Annotated in this window: 17 protein-coding genes, 1 tRNA gene and 1 pseudogene; 6 read left to right on the top strand and 13 right to left on the bottom strand. The window is 54.0% G+C overall.

Annotated features, from left to right (window positions below):
- Positions 1-1,212: 1,212 nt before the first annotated feature.
- Together GF423_RS06355 and mscL are read right to left on the bottom strand one after the other, a co-directional pair.
- The gene (locus GF423_RS06355) at positions 1,213-1,797 is read right to left on the bottom strand and encodes a hepatitis A virus cellular receptor 1 (protein ID WP_154327559.1); all 585 of its coding nucleotides are present in this window, start codon (positions 1,795-1,797) and stop codon (positions 1,213-1,215) included.
- Positions 1,798-1,911: 114 nt separating this feature from the next.
- Entirely contained in the window at positions 1,912-2,307 is a 396-nt protein-coding gene (gene mscL / locus GF423_RS06350; protein ID WP_154327558.1) for a large conductance mechanosensitive channel protein MscL, read from the bottom strand.
- 302 nt (positions 2,308-2,609) lie between these two features.
- On the opposite strand from mscL, the gene gap reads away from it, so the two are divergent.
- A complete protein-coding gene (gene gap / locus GF423_RS06345; protein ID WP_154327557.1) occupies positions 2,610-3,686 on the top strand; it encodes a type I glyceraldehyde-3-phosphate dehydrogenase in 1,077 nt (358 codons plus the stop codon).
- Between the two features lie 382 nt (positions 3,687-4,068).
- Here the strand turns inward: gap and GF423_RS14305 are convergent.
- The 4 genes and pseudogenes from GF423_RS14305 to GF423_RS06325 all read right to left on the bottom strand — a co-directional run.
- Positions 4,069-5,085: pseudogene (locus tag GF423_RS14305) on the bottom strand (restriction endonuclease subunit S); the annotation flags it as partial.
- Between the two features lie 25 nt (positions 5,086-5,110).
- Complete coding sequence (locus GF423_RS06335) at positions 5,111-5,668, bottom strand: restriction endonuclease subunit S (protein WP_206113405.1); 558 nt, start codon at positions 5,666-5,668, stop codon at positions 5,111-5,113.
- Positions 5,661-7,583 carry an HsdM family class I SAM-dependent methyltransferase gene (locus GF423_RS06330; RefSeq protein WP_154327554.1) on the bottom strand — a complete coding sequence of 641 codons (1,923 nt, stop codon included), beginning with the start codon at positions 7,581-7,583 and terminating at the stop codon, positions 5,661-5,663. Before GF423_RS06330 ends, GF423_RS06335 begins: the two co-directional genes overlap by 8 nt.
- Complete coding sequence (locus GF423_RS06325; RefSeq protein WP_154327553.1) at positions 7,564-7,791, bottom strand: helix-turn-helix domain-containing protein; 228 nt, start codon at positions 7,789-7,791, stop codon at positions 7,564-7,566. Before GF423_RS06325 ends, GF423_RS06330 begins: the two co-directional genes overlap by 20 nt.
- A 255-nt stretch (positions 7,792-8,046) precedes the next feature.
- On the opposite strand from GF423_RS06325, the gene GF423_RS06320 reads away from it, so the two are divergent.
- Together GF423_RS06320 and GF423_RS06315 are read left to right on the top strand one after the other, a co-directional pair.
- Complete coding sequence (locus GF423_RS06320; RefSeq protein ID WP_154327552.1) at positions 8,047-8,904, top strand: HAD hydrolase family protein; 858 nt, start codon at positions 8,047-8,049, stop codon at positions 8,902-8,904.
- A gap of 127 nt (positions 8,905-9,031) precedes the next feature.
- Positions 9,032-11,260: a glycoside hydrolase family 3 C-terminal domain-containing protein gene (locus GF423_RS06315; protein ID WP_154327551.1), complete on the top strand. Its 2,229-nt coding sequence runs from the start codon at positions 9,032-9,034 to the stop codon at positions 11,258-11,260.
- Positions 11,261-11,371: 111 nt separating this feature from the next.
- On the opposite strand, the gene GF423_RS06310 is transcribed toward GF423_RS06315, so the two are convergent.
- Positions 11,372-11,445: transfer RNA gene (locus tag GF423_RS06310), tRNA-Ile, on the bottom strand.
- A 527-nt stretch (positions 11,446-11,972) separates the two neighbouring features.
- Positions 11,973-12,524: a DJ-1 family glyoxalase III gene (locus GF423_RS06305; RefSeq protein WP_206113404.1), complete on the bottom strand. Its 552-nt coding sequence runs from the start codon at positions 12,522-12,524 to the stop codon at positions 11,973-11,975.
- Positions 12,525-12,743: 219 nt separating this feature from the next.
- Between GF423_RS06305 and GF423_RS06300 the strand changes: the two genes are divergently transcribed.
- Positions 12,744-14,756: a glycoside hydrolase family 97 protein gene (locus GF423_RS06300; RefSeq protein ID WP_317162466.1), complete on the top strand. Its 2,013-nt coding sequence runs from the start codon at positions 12,744-12,746 to the stop codon at positions 14,754-14,756.
- Between the two features lie 404 nt (positions 14,757-15,160).
- On the opposite strand, the gene GF423_RS06295 is transcribed toward GF423_RS06300, so the two are convergent.
- The 4 genes from GF423_RS06295 to GF423_RS06280 form a co-directional block, all read right to left on the bottom strand.
- The gene (locus GF423_RS06295; protein ID WP_154327548.1) at positions 15,161-15,955 is read right to left on the bottom strand and encodes a hypothetical protein; all 795 of its coding nucleotides are present in this window, start codon (positions 15,953-15,955) and stop codon (positions 15,161-15,163) included.
- A gap of 67 nt (positions 15,956-16,022) precedes the next feature.
- Complete coding sequence (locus GF423_RS06290; protein ID WP_154327547.1) at positions 16,023-16,976, bottom strand: N-acetylornithine carbamoyltransferase; 954 nt, start codon at positions 16,974-16,976, stop codon at positions 16,023-16,025.
- Positions 16,977-17,057: 81 nt separating this feature from the next.
- Positions 17,058-17,435, bottom strand: coding sequence for a hypothetical protein (locus GF423_RS06285; protein ID WP_154327546.1), 378 nt, complete (start codon positions 17,433-17,435; stop codon positions 17,058-17,060).
- A 191-nt stretch (positions 17,436-17,626) separates the two neighbouring features.
- On the bottom strand, positions 17,627-18,202 hold the full coding sequence (locus tag GF423_RS06280) for a hypothetical protein (protein ID WP_154327545.1): 576 nt from the start codon (positions 18,200-18,202) through the stop codon (positions 17,627-17,629).
- Between the two features lie 278 nt (positions 18,203-18,480).
- Here GF423_RS06280 and lepB point away from each other — a divergent pair, with 278 nt between their 5' ends.
- Together lepB and GF423_RS06270 are read left to right on the top strand one after the other, a co-directional pair.
- Complete coding sequence (gene lepB / locus GF423_RS06275) at positions 18,481-19,863, top strand: signal peptidase I (RefSeq protein ID WP_394367028.1); 1,383 nt, start codon at positions 18,481-18,483, stop codon at positions 19,861-19,863.
- Complete coding sequence (locus GF423_RS06270; RefSeq protein WP_154327543.1) at positions 19,864-20,532, top strand: WbqC family protein; 669 nt, start codon at positions 19,864-19,866, stop codon at positions 20,530-20,532.
- On the opposite strand, the gene GF423_RS06265 is transcribed toward GF423_RS06270, so the two are convergent.
- Positions 20,526-21,524: an acyltransferase family protein gene (locus tag GF423_RS06265; protein ID WP_154327542.1), complete on the bottom strand. Its 999-nt coding sequence runs from the start codon at positions 21,522-21,524 to the stop codon at positions 20,526-20,528. The two genes, GF423_RS06270 and GF423_RS06265, sit on opposite strands and share 7 nt — an antisense overlap.
- Between the last annotated feature and the right edge of the window lie 14 nt (positions 21,525-21,538).

The raw sequence follows: 21,538 nt of genomic DNA, 5'->3' as shown, positions 1-21,538 counted from the left end.
CAATAGTTGAGTTTTATAGGAATTTAATATTATCGCTCTTTGAAATTTTGCCACGAATGTTTAATTTTGCACTCGCTTAAAAGAGCGCTAATTTTTGTTAATTTTGAAGGTGCAACAGCTTTTTGAGTAGCGTTAAGGCTTGGAAAACAGTGCATTTCATTTTTAACGGTCAGAGACCATATTCCACTACAACAAGGATTAAGACAGTTGTAGTTATTGCATACCAATGATTTTTTATAGGTCAGAGACCATATTCCACTACAACAAGGATTAAGACCCTTTCAGGTTTGGGTGATTCACTGCATAACAGTGATGTCAGAGACCATATTCCACTACAACAAGGATTAAGACTACCAGTCATTGCTCTTGCTTTCAACACTTGTGATGTCAGAGACCATATTCCACTACAACAAGGATTAAGACTGTATTAGCTCTTTTAAGGTAACTGTATAGTCATAGGTCAGAGACCATATTCCATTACAACAAGGATTAAGACACAAACATGATTTTTTAGAGCATATTTCGTCATTTTGTCAGAGACCATATTCCATTACAACAAGGATTAAGACCAATTGCAAAATTGTAGATTGTTTCTCCCTTGGCAGTGTCAGAGACCATATTCCATTACAACAAGGATTAAGACTCCATGTAGTTGGCTTCACGGGTTTCACCACTTGTAGGTCAGAGACCATATTCCACTACAACAAGGATTAAGACTGGTGCGAGTACCGTCAGCCTCCACAATGGCGAAGTTGTCAGAGACCATATTCCACTACAACAAGGATTAAGACTGAAGAACTTTTAATGTCTCATTGAATTTCTCTGTGTCAGAGACCATATTCCACTACAACAAGGATTAAGACAGGATCCCAGTTACAATCTCACCAGTTTCTTTACTGTCAGAGACCATATTCCACTACAACAAGGATTAAGACAGCCATTTTAATCTTATACCAGCATTGTGAAGCCAGTCAGAGACCATATTCCACTACAACAAGGATTGGGGGGCTGCGTCGTAAGCATCAATTACGACGCAGCCCCCCTTGCCGTGCCCGCCACCATGTTTAGGCGAGCCCCGCCGTGGTTCAGTACATTATATAGCGTAGAGGAAATCGTTTCTCATGGCGCAGGGGCAAAAAAAACAACGGGAGGCAGCCTTGCTGTGAGGCTGTCCTCCCGTTGTGGTAGTGATGGGTGCGGGCTGTGGCGCCGCTATTTCACCACCCGGGCCGGGTCGATGTTCTGCGGGTTGAACACGCGCTGCGGTCGCTCGGCGTTGCCGCGAGCCTTGGCTTTGTCGCCCTTGGCGGCCGGGGCATAGTAGTAGTTCCAGCCGGTGCCCCAGGTATAGCTGTTCCAGTTGGGCGAGCTCGTGTGCACCAGGTCGAAGTTGCGGTCGTTGTCGCGGTTCCAGTATATCGTGCCCGTGAAGTGGTTGTCGTTGAGGTGGTAGCGCTCGATAGAGATGGTGTAGTTGTCTTCCTCGAAGTGGATGCTGATCACCCCGTTGTCGACCTGCCAGTAGATGTGGTTGGCCACGTAGTCCCAGGGGGCATTGCTGTAGTAGTCGATCCAGTGCCCGGTGCCCGAGGTGTAGGTGAAGGGGTCGCGAGAGAAGTCGACATAGCTGTAGGTCGACTGGTAATAGGCATCGTTGTAGTAGGAATACATGTAGGTATTGCCTTCCCACGTGCCCTCGAGCGTGTAGGCGATATCCTCGTCCTCGCAGCTGGTGAGAGCCAGGCCCAGTGTGGCCACTATGGCCAGCATCGTCAATTGTAGTAGTCTCTTTCTCATCGTTTCAACGTTTTAAAGAAAAATATGGGTGAGCGCGGCAAGAGTCGTGCCCGTCGTTTTTTTGTGATTAGACACCTGCGGCGGCCCCAAGGTTTAATGTGGCGGCCCTGCGGCTCACTTCTGCTGCTGCTGCTTCAAGAGGTCGCGTATCTCGGCCAGGAGTTTCTCCTGAGCGCTGGGCTCGGCGGGGGCGGGGGCTTCCTCCTGTTTCTTCTTGTGCATGAGCTTGTTGATGCCCTTGATCATGAGGAAGATGCAGAAGGCGATGATGAGAAAGTCGATCACGTTTTGCAGGAAGATGCCATACTTGAGGGTGGCGTCGCCCACTTTCACGTCGAGGCTCGAGAAGTCGAGGCCGCCGGTGATCATGCCCAGCACAGGCATGAGCACGTTGTCGACCAGCGACGACACAATCTTGCCAAAGGCACCGCCTATGATCACGCCCACGGCCATGTCGATGACGTTGCCCTTCATGGCAAACTCTTTAAATTCAGTTAAAAATTTACTCATTGTTTCAATTGTTTAATTATTTGGTCATTATCTATGAAAAAATCTGCCTGTACAGGCAAATATTAAACTATCTTAATTGAAAGAAAATTTGCCACTTTTTTGTCTTTGGCACAAGCACATTACCAAAAAATGTATTAATTTTGCAGCCGAAAACAAGGGAAACGGAGATTAACAATCAACGCACCTGGTTGGGGGCGCAGGCCACACACACACAAGGCCAGCGCAAAGATACATAAAAAACAAAAACAATATTGGAATTGTTTTAAACAACTTATTTATATTTACAAAATATTTTTTAGATCATGGCAAATGTTAAAGTAGCTATCAATGGTTTCGGTCGCATCGGCCGTCTCGCATTCCGCCAGATGTTCGCAGCTCCTGGCTATGATGTTGTTGCTATCAACGACTTGACCAGCCCCAAGATGCTGGCTCAGCTCTTGAAGTATGATACCACTCACGGTGGTTATCAGGGCATCATCGGTGGCGAGAAGAAGCACACCGTAGAGTACAAGGACGCTCAGTATGCTGAGGACGGCCGCACGGTCACTGTTCCTGGCTCTATCACTGTCGACGGCAAGGAGATCACCATCTATGCTAAGCCTAACGCAGCTGAACTGCCTTGGGGAGAACTCGATGTCGACGTTGTTCTCGAGTGCACTGGTTTCTATACATCTAAGGCCAAGTCGGAGGCTCACCTGAAGGCTGGCGCCAAGAAGGTTGTGATCTCGGCTCCTGCCGGCAACGACCTGAAGACAATCGTCTTCAACGTGAACCACAAGACGCTCACCGCCGACGACAAGATCATCAGCGCAGCATCTTGCACCACCAACTGCCTCGCACCTATGGCTCAGGCTCTGAACAACGTGTATCCTATCCAGACCGGTATCATGCAGACCATCCACGCCTACACAGGCGACCAGATGATCCTCGACGGTCCTCAGCGCAAGGGCAACCTGCGTCGCAGCCGTGCCGGTGCTTGCAACATCACTCCTGCTTCGTCGGGCGCTGCCAAGGCTATCGGCCTGGTTCTGCCTGAGCTCAACGGCAAGCTCATCGGCGCTGCACAGCGCGTGCCTGTGCCCGATGGCTCTACTACTCTGCTCTATGCCGTTGTCAAGGGCAAGGATGTGACTGTTGAGAAGATCAACGAGGCTATGAAGGCCGCTGCCAACGAGAGCTTCGGCTACAACGACGAGGAAATCGTTTCGAGCGATATCCTGGGCATGCGCTACGGCTCGCTCTTCGACGCTACTCAGACTATGGTGGTGAAGATCGACGACGACACCTATGAGGTGCAGGTTGTTTCGTGGTACGACAATGAGAACTCTTACACTTCTCAAATGGTGCGCACCATCAAGTACTTCGCCGAGCTCAAATAATACAGCCCGCCGATAGCGACACACTGATAATTCGGATTGCGAATTATTTTCTAAGCAACCATAACTAAGACAAGCCCCGAGGCCCAGTGCGGCATCGGGGCTTGCTCTGTTACATATGTATGGTGCCGTGGACCTGTGCAGCCGTGCGGCTCGCGTGTGTAGATTCCAAAACGAAGTGCAACATTGAGGAGGCTACATTAGTGTAGATTCAATGGAAAGCGTTAACTTTGCGTTGCCGCGGGCTCCTCGTCGTCGAACCGCGATTGAAAATCGCGTCCCGCCGACCGAGGTTAATGCCTAACGGGAAAACGCCCCTGACACAGTTGAGTTGACTACCCCTTTTGGTCTGCCCAAAACCGCTTGCTATCCTCCCCTTGGTCGTTTATTTGGCTAACCCTAATGTCTTGAAATAGCTTAATATATGTTCGTTTTCAATATTCCGCATATAACTATCCATATATTCCCAATCAGGATTGCCATTTTCATCCGCAGGAAGAGTAAGAACTTCTTTTGCCAATCGAGTGGCACTTCTTTTGTATCCAAAATTGTATTTTCCCCTTATTCTGTCTGCAACTGTTGTGATGAATGTACCAATATATTTGTTAAGATGTTCATTGTACCCCAATGTCATGTCTGATGTTGCAATAAAATCTTCTGCTTTATAAACGGAATATCCCATAGACCCTTCTCCATTACGGATAAAGGCAATACAATTGCCCTTTTGCACCAAATTCTTGTCGACGGTAACAAAACAAAGCACTCCATTGTTCTGATTAGTCGCCCCAAGATAACTAATGCCATTTTCAACTTTTTCAATGTGGTTGAGACCTTTTGATTTGCCAGGCACGAGGATAGGAAACATGTCACGAATGAGGAAGTGTTTCCATTTTACCCCCCCCATTTTAGAATTTTTAACAATTTGTCTATCATTAAAGAATTTGAGCGTTGTTCGGAGGATGTCTTGTTCAACCCCTTTCATAAAAGACGACATAAACGTAAAGTCTATTTCACCTTCATCTGTCGTAGGTAAAATCAATTTCTCTCTTCTTATCCTATTGTCATTTATTTCTCTATTAAAGCTATATTTCTCTGATAAACGATTGATAAGGGGTATCATAAAAAGATATGCATATTTGTCTAATCCGTCTCTTTTTAGTTGAGTAACATGGTCACTTGCCACAAATTCATATTGATGAAAAAATGCGCTCCCAACGCTGCCACTATTGGCAATAGTCAAGCAATCTGAAAACTTTCTTACGCCACTTTTATTTCCAACAAATCCGTCCACTCCATTATTGAGTGCTGTAGCTGATATGTATGGTGTTGTACCTTCTGAATGGTCGGCTTTTTTAAGCCGCTTACCTCGTTGTATCTCTGTAAATACTTCTGTGAAATTAAATGCTTTCCAATGAGTCTGGGATAATTTACCCCCCCCCCCCCATTATTATGTTGTTGATTATCAAATGTTTGCATAACTTTTCTATTGTGGGTTTCAAAATTTGTTGTTCTTTGGTTTTCATGTAATCTTCCATGAATTGCCAATCAGGATATATGCCTTGCTTGTCAACGGGCAACATAAACCTAAAAGACCGTAATCTATTACTATTCAGAGAATAACCATGACCGAACCTATTCCGTTGTTTAGTTATACACATTGCGACGAAAAGAAGGTGATGCCTGTTCATCAGCAATTTAGGAATGAGTGCTGTCACATGGCTATCCAAAGCCATTGTATATGGTTGATAATAGGCTATACCCGCGCCGCCATCTCCGTCGTTATTCAAAGTGATAATGCCGCCTTTATAAAGTTTCTTCTTATTAGGAGCAACAAAATCTTTATATCCATTATCACATTTCTTTGCAGAAACCAAAGGTATATTCCCAAGTTTCAAAGACGCCATATTATTTTGATTTCCTTTTTCGAGAACGAAAAAGTCTGTTAGAAGAAAGTCTTTCCACAACTTTTCGCTTATGTTACTCATGTTGTTCCTCCTTTCTTTCTTCTTCAAACAAATAACCTCTACCATGAGTAATCATGTTAAATTCAAATGTCAGGTAATCAGCCATTGTATTTTCAAAGTCTTTCTCCGTAGGGATTTCATCGTTGAAGTAGTAGAAAGCATGTAGCCACTCATCCTCTGCCTCTATGGTTGTCTCTACACAAAATTTTGTTTCTGCTTCTATGCGTCCGAACCATACATCAAGTAAATGTTGTCGTTTATCTTTGGCACTTGCGGTTTCTTCCAAACCGATGTGCTTGCTTACCACAAAGCCATCATCCTCGAAATTGATAAACTTGCATTTATGACCTTTGTCATGAGGTATGCCAGCCGTAAACACGGCAATGCATGGGTTTGTTCCCACACCATAGAACGTGTTTTTATTAAGTGTAATAACTCCTTCCAAAGTATGATGTTTGAGTATGTTATTTTTGATATTCTGTTCTTCCTTGCTTTTTCCCGTTACCGAAGATTGTGGAATAATAACAATAGCCCTTGCTCCCTCTACCAAAGAATCAAGCAAATGTTCCGTAAAGCTGATTTCATACAAGTCTGGATTACTTTTTGAGCCTTGTGAATAAGGTGGGTTCATCATACCAACGGTGCATCCTTTCAACTGTAATTGGCTTGGATTATGTTTCAAAAAATCCCAATTGTGCAAGTTGCTCTTCCCATCGCCACGAAGTATCATATTTGTTGTAGCAATGGTAAACATATAAGGCTGCAATTCAATTCCAAATAATTGGTCACGTTTAATATGTCTTCTTTGCGCCTCATCGTTGGTCTGCTTGACCATCTTATGCATGGCGGCAATCAGGAAACCTGCTGTACCACAACAAGGGTCAAGCACTTTGTCATCAACTTTCAAATCTGCCAGTTCGCAAAACAATTCAGTTATATGCTTAGGGGTAAGAACAATGCCTAATGTTTGTCCGTCACCACCTGAGTATGACATGAATTCCCCATAGAAACGGCCCAAATAATCTTCTGCCGAGTTTTGGTAACGTATGTTCTTGTAGATGCTGTTATAAAGAAACTCCGTGTAATGTTTTAATGGGGTTTTGCCTAAAGTTTCGTCTTTCTCGTTGATTTTGGTCGTGTCCTTTATAACAGCAAATTGGCTCAAAAGTTTATCGCGTTTCGTGTCAGGCGTTACATTCGCACGTTGCAAATTGCTTCGGATGGCTTCGTAAATCTTCTGACCGTCAGTTTTTACAGTATCTCCAACAAGCGAATCAATGGAAAAGGTTTTATACTCGATTTCTCTCAAAGCAAGCATAATACCTGAAACAATCAAAGGTTTCTGTTCCGTTGTCAGATTGCCGTAATTTCTTAGGTCGTTGTGCAGTTTCTCGGCATCTTTGAGTATTTCAGCGGTTGTCTTTTCAACATCGGTTTCTTCCTTCAAAATTTCTTTCAAATAAAATTCATCTATGTTATTTTCACTAAAAGAAATAAAGGTTTCCACATCGGATAATTCATGATAGTCACCCCTCTCGTTTATAAACACAGGAGTTATACGATGTCTTTTCTCATTGCCAGACACACCAAACGCCAATACCTTATGATAGGACGTATTTGCCGCCAAATGCAAGCCATAAAACAATGCCCCATTAACTGCATAGTCCTTTACACTTTTGACATCTTGTGCTATCAATCCTTTTTCCGTTTTAGCAAGATGCTTGTCAAGTGATGCCTTATCTTCGATTACAAGCAAGAAATCTTTTACCACCCCACAGTATTCAGGATAGCCAGCATTTCCAGTTTGTGCTTTTGAAGCAGTTCTCAATGCTTCATCGACTTCTTTTATGTCGCAACCTTGCGGTGTCAAGTTTAAGCCTGCTTCTTGCAGTAACCCATGCACCCAAAAGTCTGTTTTAATCTCTTTTTTCGCCATTGGCACAACCCTTGTTGATTAGATTTGATATAAGCAACTCTCTGACATCTACATTCAGAATATCTGCAATCCGATACAAAACAGGAATAGGAGGCTGTACTTTATTCGAGGCATACATATTGACCATGTTGAAAGTCTTTCCAAGCCTATTTGCTAATTCTGTTTGGCTAATGCCTTTAGCATCCAATACCTCTCTTATTCGGTTCATATTCGCATTCTTTTGTCTGACGGGTACAAAGGTACAAAATTTTATTTGGTATATAGCTTGCTTCTCAAAAGAAAGTACTAATTAATAAAATAAGAGTTGTTTGACAGAAATACATCGCAAATCACAGAATTTGCGATTGTTGCCAAGTCATTACCTCTCTCTTTGAGAAAAACTCATAAGTCGCTTATTTCTAATATATTCCTATTTTAATATCGTTTTGCAAAATAAAAAATAGTGCTATCTTTGCACACTGAAATGATGCACAACGACAATATCAAGCCCTCCACCCTCTATGTGAGCGACATGGACGGCACGCTGCTGGGCAGCGACTCGCGCCTCTCGGCAGCGTCGGCACTCATGTTGAACCGCGCCATTGCCGGCGGTGTGCTCTTCACGGTGGCCACTGCGCGCACGCCGGCCACCGTGGTGCCGCTCATGAGCGGTGTCGACACGCGTCTGCCCTACATCTGCCTCAACGGCGCAGCCCTGTGGGACAACTGCCGCGGCGACTATGCCCACGTCGAGGTCATCGACGAGGCCACGGTGCGGCGCGTCGTGGGGGTGTACCGCCGCCACGGCCTCGCCCCCTTTGTGTACCGCCGCCACGGCCGCATGATACACGCCTGCCACGACGGCAGCCCCCTCTCGGGGCAGGAGCGCCAGTTTGTGGCCGAGCGCACGGGGCTTGAGCTCAAGCGCTTCTTTCTCGACTGCGACCCGTGCGGCGAGGGCAGCAGTGCCGCCGGCGAGGCCATGCTCATCTTCTCGATGCAGGACTACGAGTTGCTGCGCCCCGTGTGCGACGAGGTCAAGGCCCAGGCCGAGTGTACGGCGGTGCTCTATCACGACATCTTCGACCCCCGGTCGGGCATACTCGAGATCTATGCGCCCGGCGTGAGCAAGGCTGCGGCCATCGAGCGTGTGGCCGCCACGACGCAGGCTACACGTGTGGTTGTGTTTGGCGACAACCGCAACGACATGCCCATGATGCGGGCGGCCTCGTGGAGCGTGGCCGTGGGCAATGCCTTCCCCGAGGTGAAGGCCATAGCCAGCGAGGTGATAGGCACCAATGTGCAAGACGCTGTGCCAAAATACATTATTGCACAAAAGTGAGTTTTTGTAGTAGCTGCTTGCTTGTGTTCAGGCGCCCTGGGGCTTGGAAAAGTGAGCCCGTTGTGCTTAAATTTGCGCCACCGTGCTCGATTAACCTGCAACATCAACACAACAACAGTATAAACTCATGAAAAAAATCATTACATTATGCCTCTTGCTTGCGACAGTCCTCGCGCCTGCCGCAGGCGAGCAACTACCTGTGTACCTCGACGAGCGGCAGCCTGTGGAAAAGCGCATCGACGATGCCCTGAGCCGCATGACCCTCGACGAGAAGATTGCCGTGATACACGCGCAGAGCAAGTTTTCGGCCCCTGGGGTGAAGCGCCTGGGCCTGCCCGACTTCTGGACCGACGACGGCCCTCACGGGGTGCGCCCCGACGTGCTGTGGGACGAGTGGCAACAAGCTGGCCACACCAACGACTCGTGTGTGGCCTTCCCGGCCCTCACCTGCCTGGCCGCCACGTGGAACCCGTCGATGGCCAGGCTCTATGGCCGCAGCCTGGGCGAGGAGGCCCTGTACCGCGGCAAGAACATGATACTGGGCCCTGGCGTGAACATGTGCCGCACGCCGCTGGGCGGCCGCAACTTTGAGTACATGGGCGAGGATCCCTGCCTGGCCTCGGCCATGGTGGTGCCCTACATTCAGGGGCTGCAGAGCAACGGCGTGGCTGCCTGCGTGAAGCACTTCGCCCTGAACAACGACGAGGAAAACCGCTTCAAGGTGAACGTGACCGTGAGCGACCGCGCCCTGCGCGAGATCTACCTGCCGGCCTTTGAGGCCGCAGTCAAGCGCGGTCACACTTGGGGCCTGATGGGCGCCTACAACCTCTACCGCGATCAGCACAACTGCCACAACCGCTACCTGCTCGTCGACCTGCTCAAGGGCGAGTGGAACTACGACGGCGTGGTGGTGAGCGACTGGGGCGGCACTCACGATACCGACCAGGCTGTGAAAAACGGCCTCGACATGGAGTTTGGCACGTGGACCAACGGCTTGAGCGCCGGGGCCAAGAACGCCTACGACATGTATTACATGGCCATGGCCTACCGCGCCGGCATCGTGAGCGGCAAGTACACCACCCGCGAGCTCGACGACAAGGTGCGTCGCGTGCTGCGCCTGTACTACCGCACCACCATGGCCCGCAAGAGCGGCCACGGCTTCTTGTGCAGCGAGGCCCACTACGATGCTGCCCGCACGATTGCCGAGCAGGGTATCGTGCTCTTGCAGAACAAGCGCGGCGTGCTGCCCTTGAAGGCCGGCACCCGGCGCCTGCTTGTGGTGGGGGAAAACGCCATCAAGATGATGACTGTGGGCGGCGGCAGCAGCTCGCTCAAGGCGCAACGCGAGATATTGCCTCTCGACGGGCTCAAGGCCCGCCTGGGCAGTGCTGTGCAGGTCGACTATGCCCGCGGCTATGTGGGCGACACCACAGGCAGCTACAACGGCGTCACGGCCAGGCAGTCGCTTGCCGAGACGCGCAGCGCGGCCCAGCTTGTGGCCGAGGCCGTCGACAAGGCCCGGGGAGCCGACTATGTGATCGTTGTGGGCGGCCTCAACAAGAGCAAGCACCAGGACTGCGAGGATCACGACCGCCTCGACTACGGCCTGCCCTACGGCCAGGACTCGCTGGTCGAAGCCCTGGCACGGGTCAACAGCAATGTGGTGTTTGTCAACATCTCGGGCAATGCGGTGGCCATGCCCTGGAGCGACAAGGTGGCTGCCATCGTGCAGGCTTGGTACCTGGGCAGCGAGACCGGCACGGCCCTTGCCGCCGTGCTTGCTGGCGATGTCAACCCCTCGGGCCGCCTGCCCTTCACGTGGCCCCGTCGCCTGGCCGACGTGGGCGCTCACGCCCTGGGTGCCTATCCGGGCACCTGGCGCCCGGGTCACAACATCATCGACGAGCAGTACAAGGAGGGCATCTATGTGGGCTACCGCTGGGCCGACAAGCACCGCGTGAAGCCTCTGTTTGCCTTCGGGCACGGGTTGAGCTACACCACCTTTGCCATGAGTGGCTTGCGGCTCGACAAGCGCCGTGTGGCCGCCCCCGACAGCATCACGGCCACCGTCACGGTCACCAACACCGGCCGCCGTGCAGGTGCCCAGGTGGTGCAGTTCTATGTGAGCGACCACAGCACCACGGTCGACATGCCGGTCAAGGAGCTGCGCGGCTTTGCCCGCGTTGAGCTGCAGCCAGGCGAGAGCCGCGAGGTGAGTGTGGTGCTGGGCGGCCACGACTTCCAGTACTGGGACGAAGCGGGCGGCGGCTGGCAAGTGTCGCACGGCCGGCGCACCCTGCTGGTGGGCGATGCTGCCGACCACACCCCTCTGCGTGCCGACTTTGCCGTCGAGTAGCGTGCGCGCCTGCAATTAGTGCCCCAGAGGTGCTTGTTTCTTGAGTGGCATGGTCCTGAAAAAGAAATTGCCAAACAGCTGGATGACAGTTGCTTGGCAATACTTTTTGTGTGGTCCCTGGCGGGCTTGAACCGACGACCCACTGATTATGAGTCAGTTGCTCTAACCAACTGAGCTAAGGGACCGCTATCGGTGTTGTTGTGCCGCCGAAAGCGTTGCAAAGGTAGTACAAATTCTTTTACAATGCAAAAAAAAAAAATTCACTGCCCGTTTTTTTCTTCCAGCCTCGGTTTTTGCGGGCAGCTGTGTGGCGGCATGTGGCAGGGGTGGCGGAGAGTGGTCCCTACCGAGAGGGGTAGAAATGTGTCGTGCAACTATGTTGTAGAGCATAAATTGCAATTTTTTAAGAGATTAGGTAAAAAAAAAGGTGAATTTGTTTGCCACTATATGCCGAGAATCACTATATTTGTAACCAGAAAAGCGTGTGAACTCTTTTATAATGCACCGCTCAACTGACGCGTTGCATTATTTACAAATCATTTAGTCTAAATTTCCCTACGCCGTGGTCTTGAGACGTAGCATGTGAATGTGAAGATCGAAAGGAAACGGCAGATGAAGGCTTCCAAATGCATTAATGCAAATGAAAGCCTTCATTTCTTTTTTTTTCTCATGTTTTCCCGATTCAGAGCATCTGCCCCGCCCCTGGGGTGCTCTACTTGAGCTCGAGGGAGTGGTAGAGGTGATCGATGCGCTCGTCGTCGCCCAGGAGCATGGCGGCCAGGGTGACTGAGAGCTGTAGCGAGAGGCCGGCGCCGGCGCCGGTGACCAGGTTGCGGTCGACCACGACGCGGTCGGGGACGATGTTGTAGTCGTTGATTTTGTCTTTCACGCTGTGGTGGCAGGTGATGTTGCTGCCAGTGGCGATGCCGCCCGCCTGGAGCACCATGGGTGCACCGCATATGGCGGCCAGCAGCCTGCCGCTCTGGTACTGGCGGCGGGCCAGGTCAACCACCTGCTCGTTGTTGCACAGGTTCACATAGCCGGGGTAGCCGCCTGGCAGGTAGATGAGCGCGGCCTGGCTCATGTCGGCCTGGTCGAGGGTGCAGTCGGCCGTGACGTGCACCAGGTGAGACGACGCCACTTGCAGGCTGCCCGTGGTAGACACTTGCACGATGTCGAGCCCCAGGCGGTGGAAGATGTCGACCGGGGTCAAGGCCTCGATGGTTTCAAAGCCATCGGCCAGAAGAACGTAACTTTTTTCCATGTTTTTTTTATGCAGTTTTACTGTTGATTTCTCGAGTGCAAAGATAGTGCAACCTGGGCTGCTGGTGGTTAAAAAAGTGTTGAGAAAAGCTGTGCCAGTTGGCATAATTTTTTTAACTTTGCCTTGGTCGGGCGCTCTGTACCCGCCTTGCTGATGCAGGAGCTCGACGCGATGGAAAATTCATAAACTAAATTCAATATATATATAGCTATGACTACAATGAAATTGATAGTTGTGCTGGCGGCTGCCGTAGTGGCCATGCCGCTTGCCCTGGCCCACGAGGTTGTGAGCTCGCCCGACGGCCACATCAAGGTTACTGCCGGGCTCAAGGGCGGCAAGCCCTTCTACAGTGTGGCGCGCGACGGCCGCGCGGTCATCAACCCCTCCTACCTGGGCTTTGAGCTCGACAAGGGCTCGCTCAAAGACGGCTTTGAGGTGATAGCGAGCAAGCGCGACACCAAGTGCGAGACGTGGACGCAGGTGTGGGGCGAGGACAAAGACGTGGTCAACCACTACAACGAGCTGCGCCTGTGCCTGCGGCAGCGGCGTGGCGCTAAGCTGCGGCTGGATGTGGTGCTGCGCGTGTTTGACGACGGCTTAGGGCTGCGCTACGAGTTTCCCAAGCAGGCGGGGCTGGGCGAGTTCCAGATACTCGACGAGCTCACGCAGGTGGCCATGCCAGTCGATGCCCAGGCCTGGACCATACCCACGCAGGGCACCACCTACTATGAGGCCTTGTGGACCAAGGCGCCGCTCAGCCAGAAGCCCGAGGTGAGCACGCCCGTGACCATCGAGGTGAGCGACTCGCTCTACATGGTGCTGCACGACGCCGCGCTTGTAGACTATGCCAGCCTCAACTACACGCCGCGGCACCTGCCGGGCGCGGCAGTGACGCTTGTGGCCTCGCTCACGCCCTGGAAAAACGGTGTGAAGGTGTACGGCCACGCCCCGATGGCCACGCCCTGGCGCACGTGCATCATTGCCCGCACGCCCGGCGAGCTCATCACCTCGCGGCTCATGCTCAACCTCAACGAGCCGTGCAAGATTGCCGACACGAGCTGGATCACCTGTGGCAAGTATGTGGGTATATGGTGGGGCATGCACATGAAGGACTACACCTGGAGCCAGGGCCCCAAGCACGGGGCTACCACGGCCAATACCAAGCGCTACATCGACTTTGCCGCCGCCCACGGCATGAAGGGCGTGCTCGTGGAGGGCTGGAACTATGGCTGGGACGGCGACTGGGCCCGCGACAACAAGTTTGACTACACCAAGCCCTATCCCGACTACGACTTCGAGGGCCTGCAGCGCTATGCCCTGTCGCGCGGCGTGAGCCTGATTGCCCACAACGAGACGGGCGGCTTTGCCAAGACCTATGAAGACCAGCTCGAGGCCGCCTTCTCGCTCTATGAGCGCATGGGCATACACGCGGTGAAGACGGGCTATGTGCACCCGCTCATGGACGAGAAAGAAGACCAGCACTCGCAATACGGCATACGCCACTACCTGAAGGTGATAGAGGCTGCGGCGCGCCACCACATCATGGTGGTGAACCACGAGCCGGCCATGCCCTCGGGCCTGTGCCGCACCTATCCCAATCTGATTTCGGGCGAGGGCTTCCGCGGGCAGGAGTGGAATGCCTGGAGCGCCGACGGCGGCAATCCGCCCTACCACGTGACGGTGCTGCCCTTCACCCGCGGCCTGGCAGGCTCGATGGACTTCACGCCGGGCATCTTCAACTTTGCCAACAAGGCCATGCCGGGCACTCACCCGCAGACCACCCTGGCCAAGCAACTGGCCGAGTATGTGCTGCTCTACACGCCCTGGCAGATGGCTGCCGACGAGATTGAAAACTATGAGGGCCAGCCCGCCTTCCAGTTTATCGAGGACGTGCCCACCAACTTTGAGCGCACCGTTGTGCTCAACGCCAAGATAGGCAACTACCTGACCATAGCCCGCAAGGACCGCGACAGCGACAACTGGTGTGTGGGCAGTGCCACCGACGAGACGGCACGCGACCTGGACCTGAAGCTCGACTTCCTGGACCAGGGCAAGTCCTATACGGCTCGCATCTACACCGACGGTCCCGGTGCCGACTACCGCACCAATCCCTACCCCGTGACCTTCACCACCCAGGCTGTGAAGCGCGGCGACGTGATCAAGGTGCATCTGGCTCCCAGCGGCGGTGCGGCCATCATGATTGTGCCCGTGAAGCCTGTTACCAACCATTGAGGCCGTGGCGGGGCAGTCATGCTCGCCTGCGGCGTGCTGCCCTGCCTTGGCTTTTTTTCTTTAGCAACATGCCCGTTTTGTGGGCATGAAATGTTAATTAAGTTTAAACAGTGCAAGATTTATGTCGAAAAATTATGTTGTAAAACATATATGGCTTACTTTTGCATTGGTTTTTCATGGTATTAGTTTTTAAAGTTACGAGATACCTGGCGTCGTGAGACGGTTTTTATTTCGTTTTGTTTAAGGTTTATGTTAATGGTATTAGAAGGTTAATTAGTTAAGCAATCCCAGATAGTGATATCCGGGATTTTTTTTGTCCCCTTGTGACACACGGGACGCAAAAAAAACAAAGAAGCGCGGCATCGCAATGCCGCGCTTTGTTGTGGTGTGCCTGGCCCCTGGCCTCACATGCTGAGGCTGCGCAGCAGTCCCAGGTAGCTCACGGTGAAGCCCACGGTGCAGCCTTTCATCACGGGCGTGTGCTTGCTGTAGTTGGCATAGGTGATGAAGGGTGAGATGCGCAGACTTGAGGTGAAGCGCTTGTCGCCGTTGCCCATGAAGGGGGTGGCGGTGACGGTGGAGCTGAGCTGGATGTCGATGTCGATCGAGGCGATGAAGCCCCAGCTGTGTTTCTTCTCTTTCCAGGTCTTGCCTTTCTGGTAAAACTCCTTGCCCTGCTCGTCGACGCCCCACTTGAGGCTGTCGACGTCCCAGCTGTACTTGCTGTAGTAGCAGCCCACGTTGGGGGTCACGGCCACGCGGTTGCCCTGCCACACGGTGTAGCCCACCTGGGCGCTCCAGCCCAGGTAGCTGGCATCGGCATTGCTGTTGTGCAGCAGGTCGTGCCCTTGTGCGTCTTTCACGTCCCACATGTTGCTTTGCTTGAACGAGGGCTGGCCGAAGTGGACGTCGGTCTTGAGGCGGAAGTTGTCGTAGCTGCCGGTGAGTCCTATCTGGAACACAGCGCAGCCCTTGAAGTAGTCGGCAGTGCGGCTGGTGGGAAACACGCCGCCTGCGCCCAGGTAGATGCCATAGTCGTAGTCGCTCGATACCAGGATGGCGTCGGCGGGGGTACTCTTCTGGCTGGCGGGCTTCTGGCCGGCGTTGCCGTCGAGGCTTGCATAGCCCGTCTGTGCCGTGGCGAGCACAGGCAGGATGGCCAGCAGGGCGGCGGCAAGGTGATGGATAAGGTGATTCATACGTTTCTTCTTTTTTTTGTAATAGCGATTGTGTGGTTGCTCTTGGTCAGAGAGAGAGAGGGGGGTGTCACATGCTTTCGAGCATGCGCTTGATGACGACCTCGGCGCTTATCTCGCGGTTGGCGGCCTCGGGAATGACGAGCGAGCGCGGGCTCTCGATCACGTCGTCGGTCACCACCAGGTTGCGGCGCACGGGCAGGCAGTGCATGAAGTGGGCGTTGCGGGTGAGGGCCATTTTCTGGGCGCTCACGGTCCAGCTCATGTCGCGGTTGATGATTTTGCCGTAGTTGGGGTCGCGGTAGGCGCTCCAGTTCTTGGCATAGACAAAGTCGGCCCCTTGCAGAGCCTCGTCTTGGTTGTGGGTGATGGTGGCACCGTGGGTGAAGCGCTCGTCGAGCTCCATGCCCTCGGGGCAGGCGATGACAAAATCGTAGCCGGTGGCGCACATCCACTCGCTGAAGGAGTTGGGCACGGCCTGTGGCAGGGGCTTGCAGTGGGGGGCCCAGGTCATCACCACCTTGGGCCGCGGGCAGGTTTTGTGCTCCTCGATGGTGATGAGGTCGGCAAAGGCCTGCAGGGGGTGCACGGTGGCCGTCTCCATGGCAAAGACGGGGCGGCCGCTGTATTGCTTGAACTGCTCAAAGATGCGTTCCTCGTAGTCTTCCTGCTTGTCGTTGAAGCGGGCAAAGGAGCGCACCCCTATCAGGTCGCAGTAGCATCCCATCACGGGGATGGCTTCGAGCAGGTGCTCGCTCTTGTCGCCGTCCATGACCACGCCACGCTCGGTCTCGAGCTTCCAGGCGCCCTGGTTCACATCGAGCACGATTACGTTCATTCCCAGGTTCATAGCAGCTTTCTGCGTGCTCAGCCTGGTGCGCAGGCTGGAGTTGAAAAACACCATGAGCAAGGTTTTGTTCTTGCCCAGGTGCTGATAGGCGAACCGATTTTTCTTGACCTCGAGCGCCTCGTCGAGAGCTGCTTTCAGGTCGCCTATGTCGGCGACGTGTTGAAAACATTTCATCTTGTCACTTTTTTCTTTTTTCGGGCACAAGTGCCGTTCAACATGTAATTGTGAGGCGCAAGTTAGCGATTTTTCCCGACACTACCACCACAAGTTGCGGTAATATTTGTGAAACAGGTCGAGACCTTCCTGCATGGGGCGCAGCGACTCGTGGGCGCGCTCGAGCTCGTAGGCGATGTCTTGCTCGTTGTTCCACACGGCTTTCACATAGGTCTTGTACTCGGGCGTGTCTTCCTCGGTGCCGTTGGCCACGCGGTCGATGGCATAGATCATCTTGTCGAGAATGTCGGTCCATTCCTTCATGGTGAGGCAGTTGTTGGGCACACGGTCGGTTTGCTTCCTGAACTCCTTGAGACGGGGAAGCACGTAGCGGGCAATGGAAATGTCGAGGTCGCGCAGCTCGCTATTGGCGATGTCGGTTTCATCCCGCTTGGCGAGGGGAGAGAGATTGCTTGTCATTGTATCGTTTGAAATTTAATAGTTTTTTTTCTCGCTTGAGGTGCAAGCATGCTAAAGTTTAGTCTACCACTTTGGGAGTGGCAAGATACTCACAATTTTGGTAGTTTCAAAATAATTTCAAACTTTTTTTATCGCAATTGTGTAAATTAGAAAAATTTAATTGCCTTTTTGTTGCATTTTGACTGCATCATTTACAACAATTGAGGGCCGTTTTGCTCCCAGGCTGGAATGGTCGAGAGTGCGGCCTGGTGAAAGACGTAGGCGCCCTGCTCGGGGCGTGTCACGCAGCGGGCCATCTCGAGCTGCGGCGCGGTGCCTGCAAGGCCCGAGTAGAGGGTGAGGTGACGGCCGTGGTCTACGATGGCCGGCTGCTGGCTGCTGCCGCGGGTCCACTCGCTGTACTGGGCCTGGGCCTGGGGGCTGGCAGGGTCGAGAAAGTGGCTCACGCTGTGGCTCCAGTTGCTCAGGCGCCACTCCACGGGCCTCACGCACTGGGGCGGCAGGGCAGCCTCGACCACGCCGCCGGCGCGGGCCGTGAGGGTGATGTGGTCCTTGAGGTCGTCGACGGGCAGCCACAGGGGCGGGGCAGTGGCGAGCAGGTGGGCATACCATTGCCTGATGTGCAGCGTGAGCAGGGCGTCGAGGTCGATGCCGTCGTCGCGCTCGATGGTGCACTCGCGCCGCACCGGGGTGAGGCGCATCACGGTTTTCCACAGGTCGAGCATCTCGCTGGTCGAGCAGCTCATGAGCAAGTCGTAGTTTTCCATAATTGCGGTGTGTGTTGGGTGTGTGTGTAGACGATTGTGGGTCAAAGGTAGACAGGCGGCCCGGCGGCGGGCAATGAGGATAGGTGGCGGCGTTGACCTGAAAAAAACGAGCGCCCGGGGCATGAAAATTGCTGTTGTTTCATGAAAATTGAGTAAATTCGCACTCTATAATTAATAGGAATAGGCGATAACATATTATGGAAGAGAACAAAAATCACAGTCAAGATAAAGCAGAGCAAGCGTGCCGGGAGCGGCAATCGGGCAGCCTGCGCGAGCGCCTGGCCCGGGTGAAGCCCACGCGGTGGGCGCGTTTTGCCATTGTGTCGGTCATCTTTCTGGCCTGGGTGGCCTGGCTGGGCAGCTGGTGGGTAGTGGTGTTCTGGCCCTTGCTGGCCGACATCTACCTCACCCAGTATGTGCCGTGGGACTGGTGGAAATACAGCAAGAGCCAGGCAGTGCGCACCGTCATGAGCTGGGTCGATGCCATCGTGTATGCCCTGGTGCTGGTCTACTTCCTCTTTCTCTTTGTGGGGCAGAACTACCAGATACCGTCGTCGTCGCTTGAGAAGACACTGCTCACGGGCGACTACCTGTGGGTCAACAAGATGGTTTACGGGCCGCGCGTGCCGCAGACGCCGCTGCACTTCCCCCTGGCGCAAAACACGCTGCCTGGCGGCATCAAGAGCTACATCGAGTGGCCGCAGTGGCGCTACCACCGCCTCAAGGGCGTGCGCAAGGTGCAGCGCGGCGACATTGTGGTCTTCAACTTCCCCTGCGGCGACACGGTGACCACCAAGGTCAACAACCCCGACTTCTACCACCTGGTGGCCCTCTACGGCGCCGATGCCATCTATAGCGACCCGGCCACCTACGGCAAGGTGGTGTGGCGCCCGGTCGACCGCCGCGACGCCTATGTGAAGCGATGCATAGGCCTGCCGGGCGAGACCGTGAGGCTGGTGAACGGCACCGTCTACATCAACGGCAAGGCGCTGCCCGAACCCATGCACATGCAGCGCAACTATGTGGTGCTCACCGATGGCACCGCGATCGCCGAGAGCCTCTTCGACAACATGGGCGTGAGCCGCGAGGGCCAGTCGATGAGCCAGATGGAAGACGGCTCGATGGGCAAGAAGATGCCCGACGGCTCGCTGCTCTATGTGCTGCCCCTCACCCGCAAGATGGTGGCCACGCTCAAGGCGCAGCCCTATGTGAAACAAGTGCAGGTGATGGCCGATGCCGACATGGCCGACGAAGACAACATGATGACCTATCCCGTGGGTGTGCGCAAGACCTGGACCCACAACAACTACGGCCCGCTGTGGATACCCAAGAAGGGCGCCACGCTCAAGCTCACCACGGCCAACCTGCCCTACTACATAAGGGTGATACGCACCTACGAGGGCAACACGGTGGCCGTGAAAAGCTCCACCATCTACATCAACGGCAAGCCGGCCCGCAGCTACACCTTCAAGATGGACTACTACTGGATGATGGGCGACAACCGCGACAACTCGAGCGACTCGCGCTACTGGGGCTTTGTGCCCGAGGACCACATCATAGGCACTCCCATGTTTGTCATCATCTCCTTCGACAAGGACAAGGCGTTCCCGGGCAACATACGCTGGAACCGCCTCTTCATCGATGCCAACCCCGACAAGTAAATGACCCGGCTACTCCTGCACAAGCCCATCGTGATGGGCAGCACCACGGCGGGCAGTGTGCGCTGCTATGCAGCCATGCTGGCCGCCGGGCGTGTCTACATCGACCCCCTTGAACGGCACCTGCCCCTGCGCCACAGCCATCACCGCTACCTGGTAGAGGGCCCCAACGGCGTGCAGAAGCTCACCGTGGCCCTCACTGCCGGCACCAATGCCATGCCCGTGCCCATGCAGGAGGTGACCATATCGGAGCATGGCAACTGGCGCCACCTGCACTGGGGCGCCCTGTACTCGGCCTACGGCAAGAGCCCCTATTTCGACTACATTGCCCCCGAGCTCAAGGCCGTGATCGACGGCGGCCAGCGCAGCCTGCTCGAGTTCAACACCCAGCTGCAACAGCTCATCATCGATTTTCTCGACCTGCCCATCCACATCGTCACCACACCCATCACGCCGGCGATACTGGCCCAGAGCACCGACCTGCGCGGTCGCCTGGGCGGCAAGAAGCCCGACGGCCTGCCCATAGCCAACGTGCCCTACTACCAGTTGTGGGCCACGCGGTTTGGCTTCCAGCCCGGCTTGAGCATTCTCGACCTGCTCATGAATTGCGGCCGCGAGGCCGTCTACACCCTGCGCGACATGGTGCAGCAGCAGGGGGCGTCGGCTCAATAGGCATAGCGCAGCCAGGCCAGGGGCTTGCACCGGCTCAGGGCGCGCATGACCAGGCACAGCGCCACGCTCAGGGCCAGCACGGCCAGGTAGAGCGGCAGGTGCCGCAGCGTGGTGCAGTGGCGCAGCAGGTAGTCGAAGATGAAGTGGGAAAAGTAGATGATGGTGCTCAGGTTGCGCAGCAGCCTGTAGTTGAGGTGCCAGGTGGCCTCGTGGTGCAGTATCCACACCAGCCACACGGCCGAGGTGGGCACAAGCAGGAAATACAGGTCGCTGAAGTAGTGGTCGTGGCTCAGCACCTCGATGGCCGAGGCCGCGAGGCAGGCCACGAGCGCGAGGTTTACCTCGAGCTTGCGCCAGGCCATGATTTCGCGCTGGTGGTTGGCAATGAGCTTGCCCAGGGCGATGAAGATGAAAGCCGGCAGGAAGCTGTTGTGCAGCCACCCGAAGGCTTGCAAGTGCCAGTCGATGGCCTGCTGCACCTGCTGCGGGAAATAGTAGTAATAGTTGGTGCACGTGGTGATGGGGATGTAGACCACAAGGCCCAGCAGCAGGATGACCCAGGTGCGCAGGTAGCGCGACAGGTAGAAGACGGCCGCCACGCCTATCATGAGCGCCATGATAAACCACGAGCCCCGGAAGGTGCTGTTGAGCACCAGGTTGCGCATGAAGATGGCCATGTCCCACCCTATGTCGCCAGGGTGCCGGGTGAACGAGCGCTCGACTACCATGGGCAGTTCCACCACCAGCCAGAAGATGTAGAGCAGGGCCATGCGCCGCTCGTAGTGCAGCAGCTTGTGTGTGCCCACGTCTTTGCCGAAGAAGAAAAAGGCGCTCACCACAAAGAAGAAAGGCACCGCCATGCGGGCCAGCCAGTCGATGAGCAGCGTGTAGCCCAGTCCTGTGACGGGGCCCGTGTGGATGGCCACCACCAGCAGCGAGGCTACCAGCTTGGCTATGTCGATCGAGTTGAAAGTGCGGCTTGTCGTGCTCATGTGTTTCCTGTTAT

The organism is Sodaliphilus pleomorphus, assembly GCF_009676955.1.
In the GTDB taxonomy this organism is placed as follows: domain Bacteria; phylum Bacteroidota; class Bacteroidia; order Bacteroidales; family Muribaculaceae; genus Sodaliphilus; species Sodaliphilus pleomorphus.
This window is presented reverse-complemented; position numbering and strand designations above follow the sequence as displayed.

Bases quoted from the DNA above. Each gene is read 5' to 3' on its own strand.
- GF423_RS06330 (WP_154327554.1), bottom strand. From the start codon at position 7,583: ATGGCGAAAAAAGAGATTAAAACAGACTTTTGGGTGCATGGGTTACTG.
- GF423_RS06300 (WP_317162466.1), top strand. From the start codon at position 12,744: ATGAAATTGATAGTTGTGCTGGCGGCTGCCGTAGTGGCCATGCCGCTT.
- GF423_RS06265 (WP_154327542.1), bottom strand. From the start codon at position 21,524: ATGAGCACGACAAGCCGCACTTTCAACTCGATCGACATAGCCAAGCTG.
- GF423_RS06315 (WP_154327551.1), top strand. From the start codon at position 9,032: ATGAAAAAAATCATTACATTATGCCTCTTGCTTGCGACAGTCCTCGCG.
- gap (WP_154327557.1), top strand. From the start codon at position 2,610: ATGGCAAATGTTAAAGTAGCTATCAATGGTTTCGGTCGCATCGGCCGT.
- GF423_RS06320 (WP_154327552.1), top strand. From the start codon at position 8,047: ATGATGCACAACGACAATATCAAGCCCTCCACCCTCTATGTGAGCGAC.
- GF423_RS06335 (WP_206113405.1), bottom strand. From the start codon at position 5,668: ATGAGTAACATAAGCGAAAAGTTGTGGAAAGACTTTCTTCTAACAGAC.
- GF423_RS06270 (WP_154327543.1), top strand. From the start codon at position 19,864: ATGACCCGGCTACTCCTGCACAAGCCCATCGTGATGGGCAGCACCACG.
- GF423_RS06290 (WP_154327547.1), bottom strand. From the start codon at position 16,976: ATGAAATGTTTTCAACACGTCGCCGACATAGGCGACCTGAAAGCAGCT.
- mscL (WP_154327558.1), bottom strand. From the start codon at position 2,307: ATGAGTAAATTTTTAACTGAATTTAAAGAGTTTGCCATGAAGGGCAAC.
- GF423_RS06285 (WP_154327546.1), bottom strand. From the start codon at position 17,435: ATGACAAGCAATCTCTCTCCCCTCGCCAAGCGGGATGAAACCGACATC.
- GF423_RS06325 (WP_154327553.1), bottom strand. From the start codon at position 7,791: ATGAACCGAATAAGAGAGGTATTGGATGCTAAAGGCATTAGCCAAACA.
- GF423_RS06355 (WP_154327559.1), bottom strand. From the start codon at position 1,797: ATGAGAAAGAGACTACTACAATTGACGATGCTGGCCATAGTGGCCACA.
- GF423_RS06295 (WP_154327548.1), bottom strand. From the start codon at position 15,955: ATGAATCACCTTATCCATCACCTTGCCGCCGCCCTGCTGGCCATCCTG.
- GF423_RS06280 (WP_154327545.1), bottom strand. From the start codon at position 18,202: ATGGAAAACTACGACTTGCTCATGAGCTGCTCGACCAGCGAGATGCTC.
- GF423_RS06305 (WP_206113404.1), bottom strand. From the start codon at position 12,524: ATGGAAAAAAGTTACGTTCTTCTGGCCGATGGCTTTGAAACCATCGAG.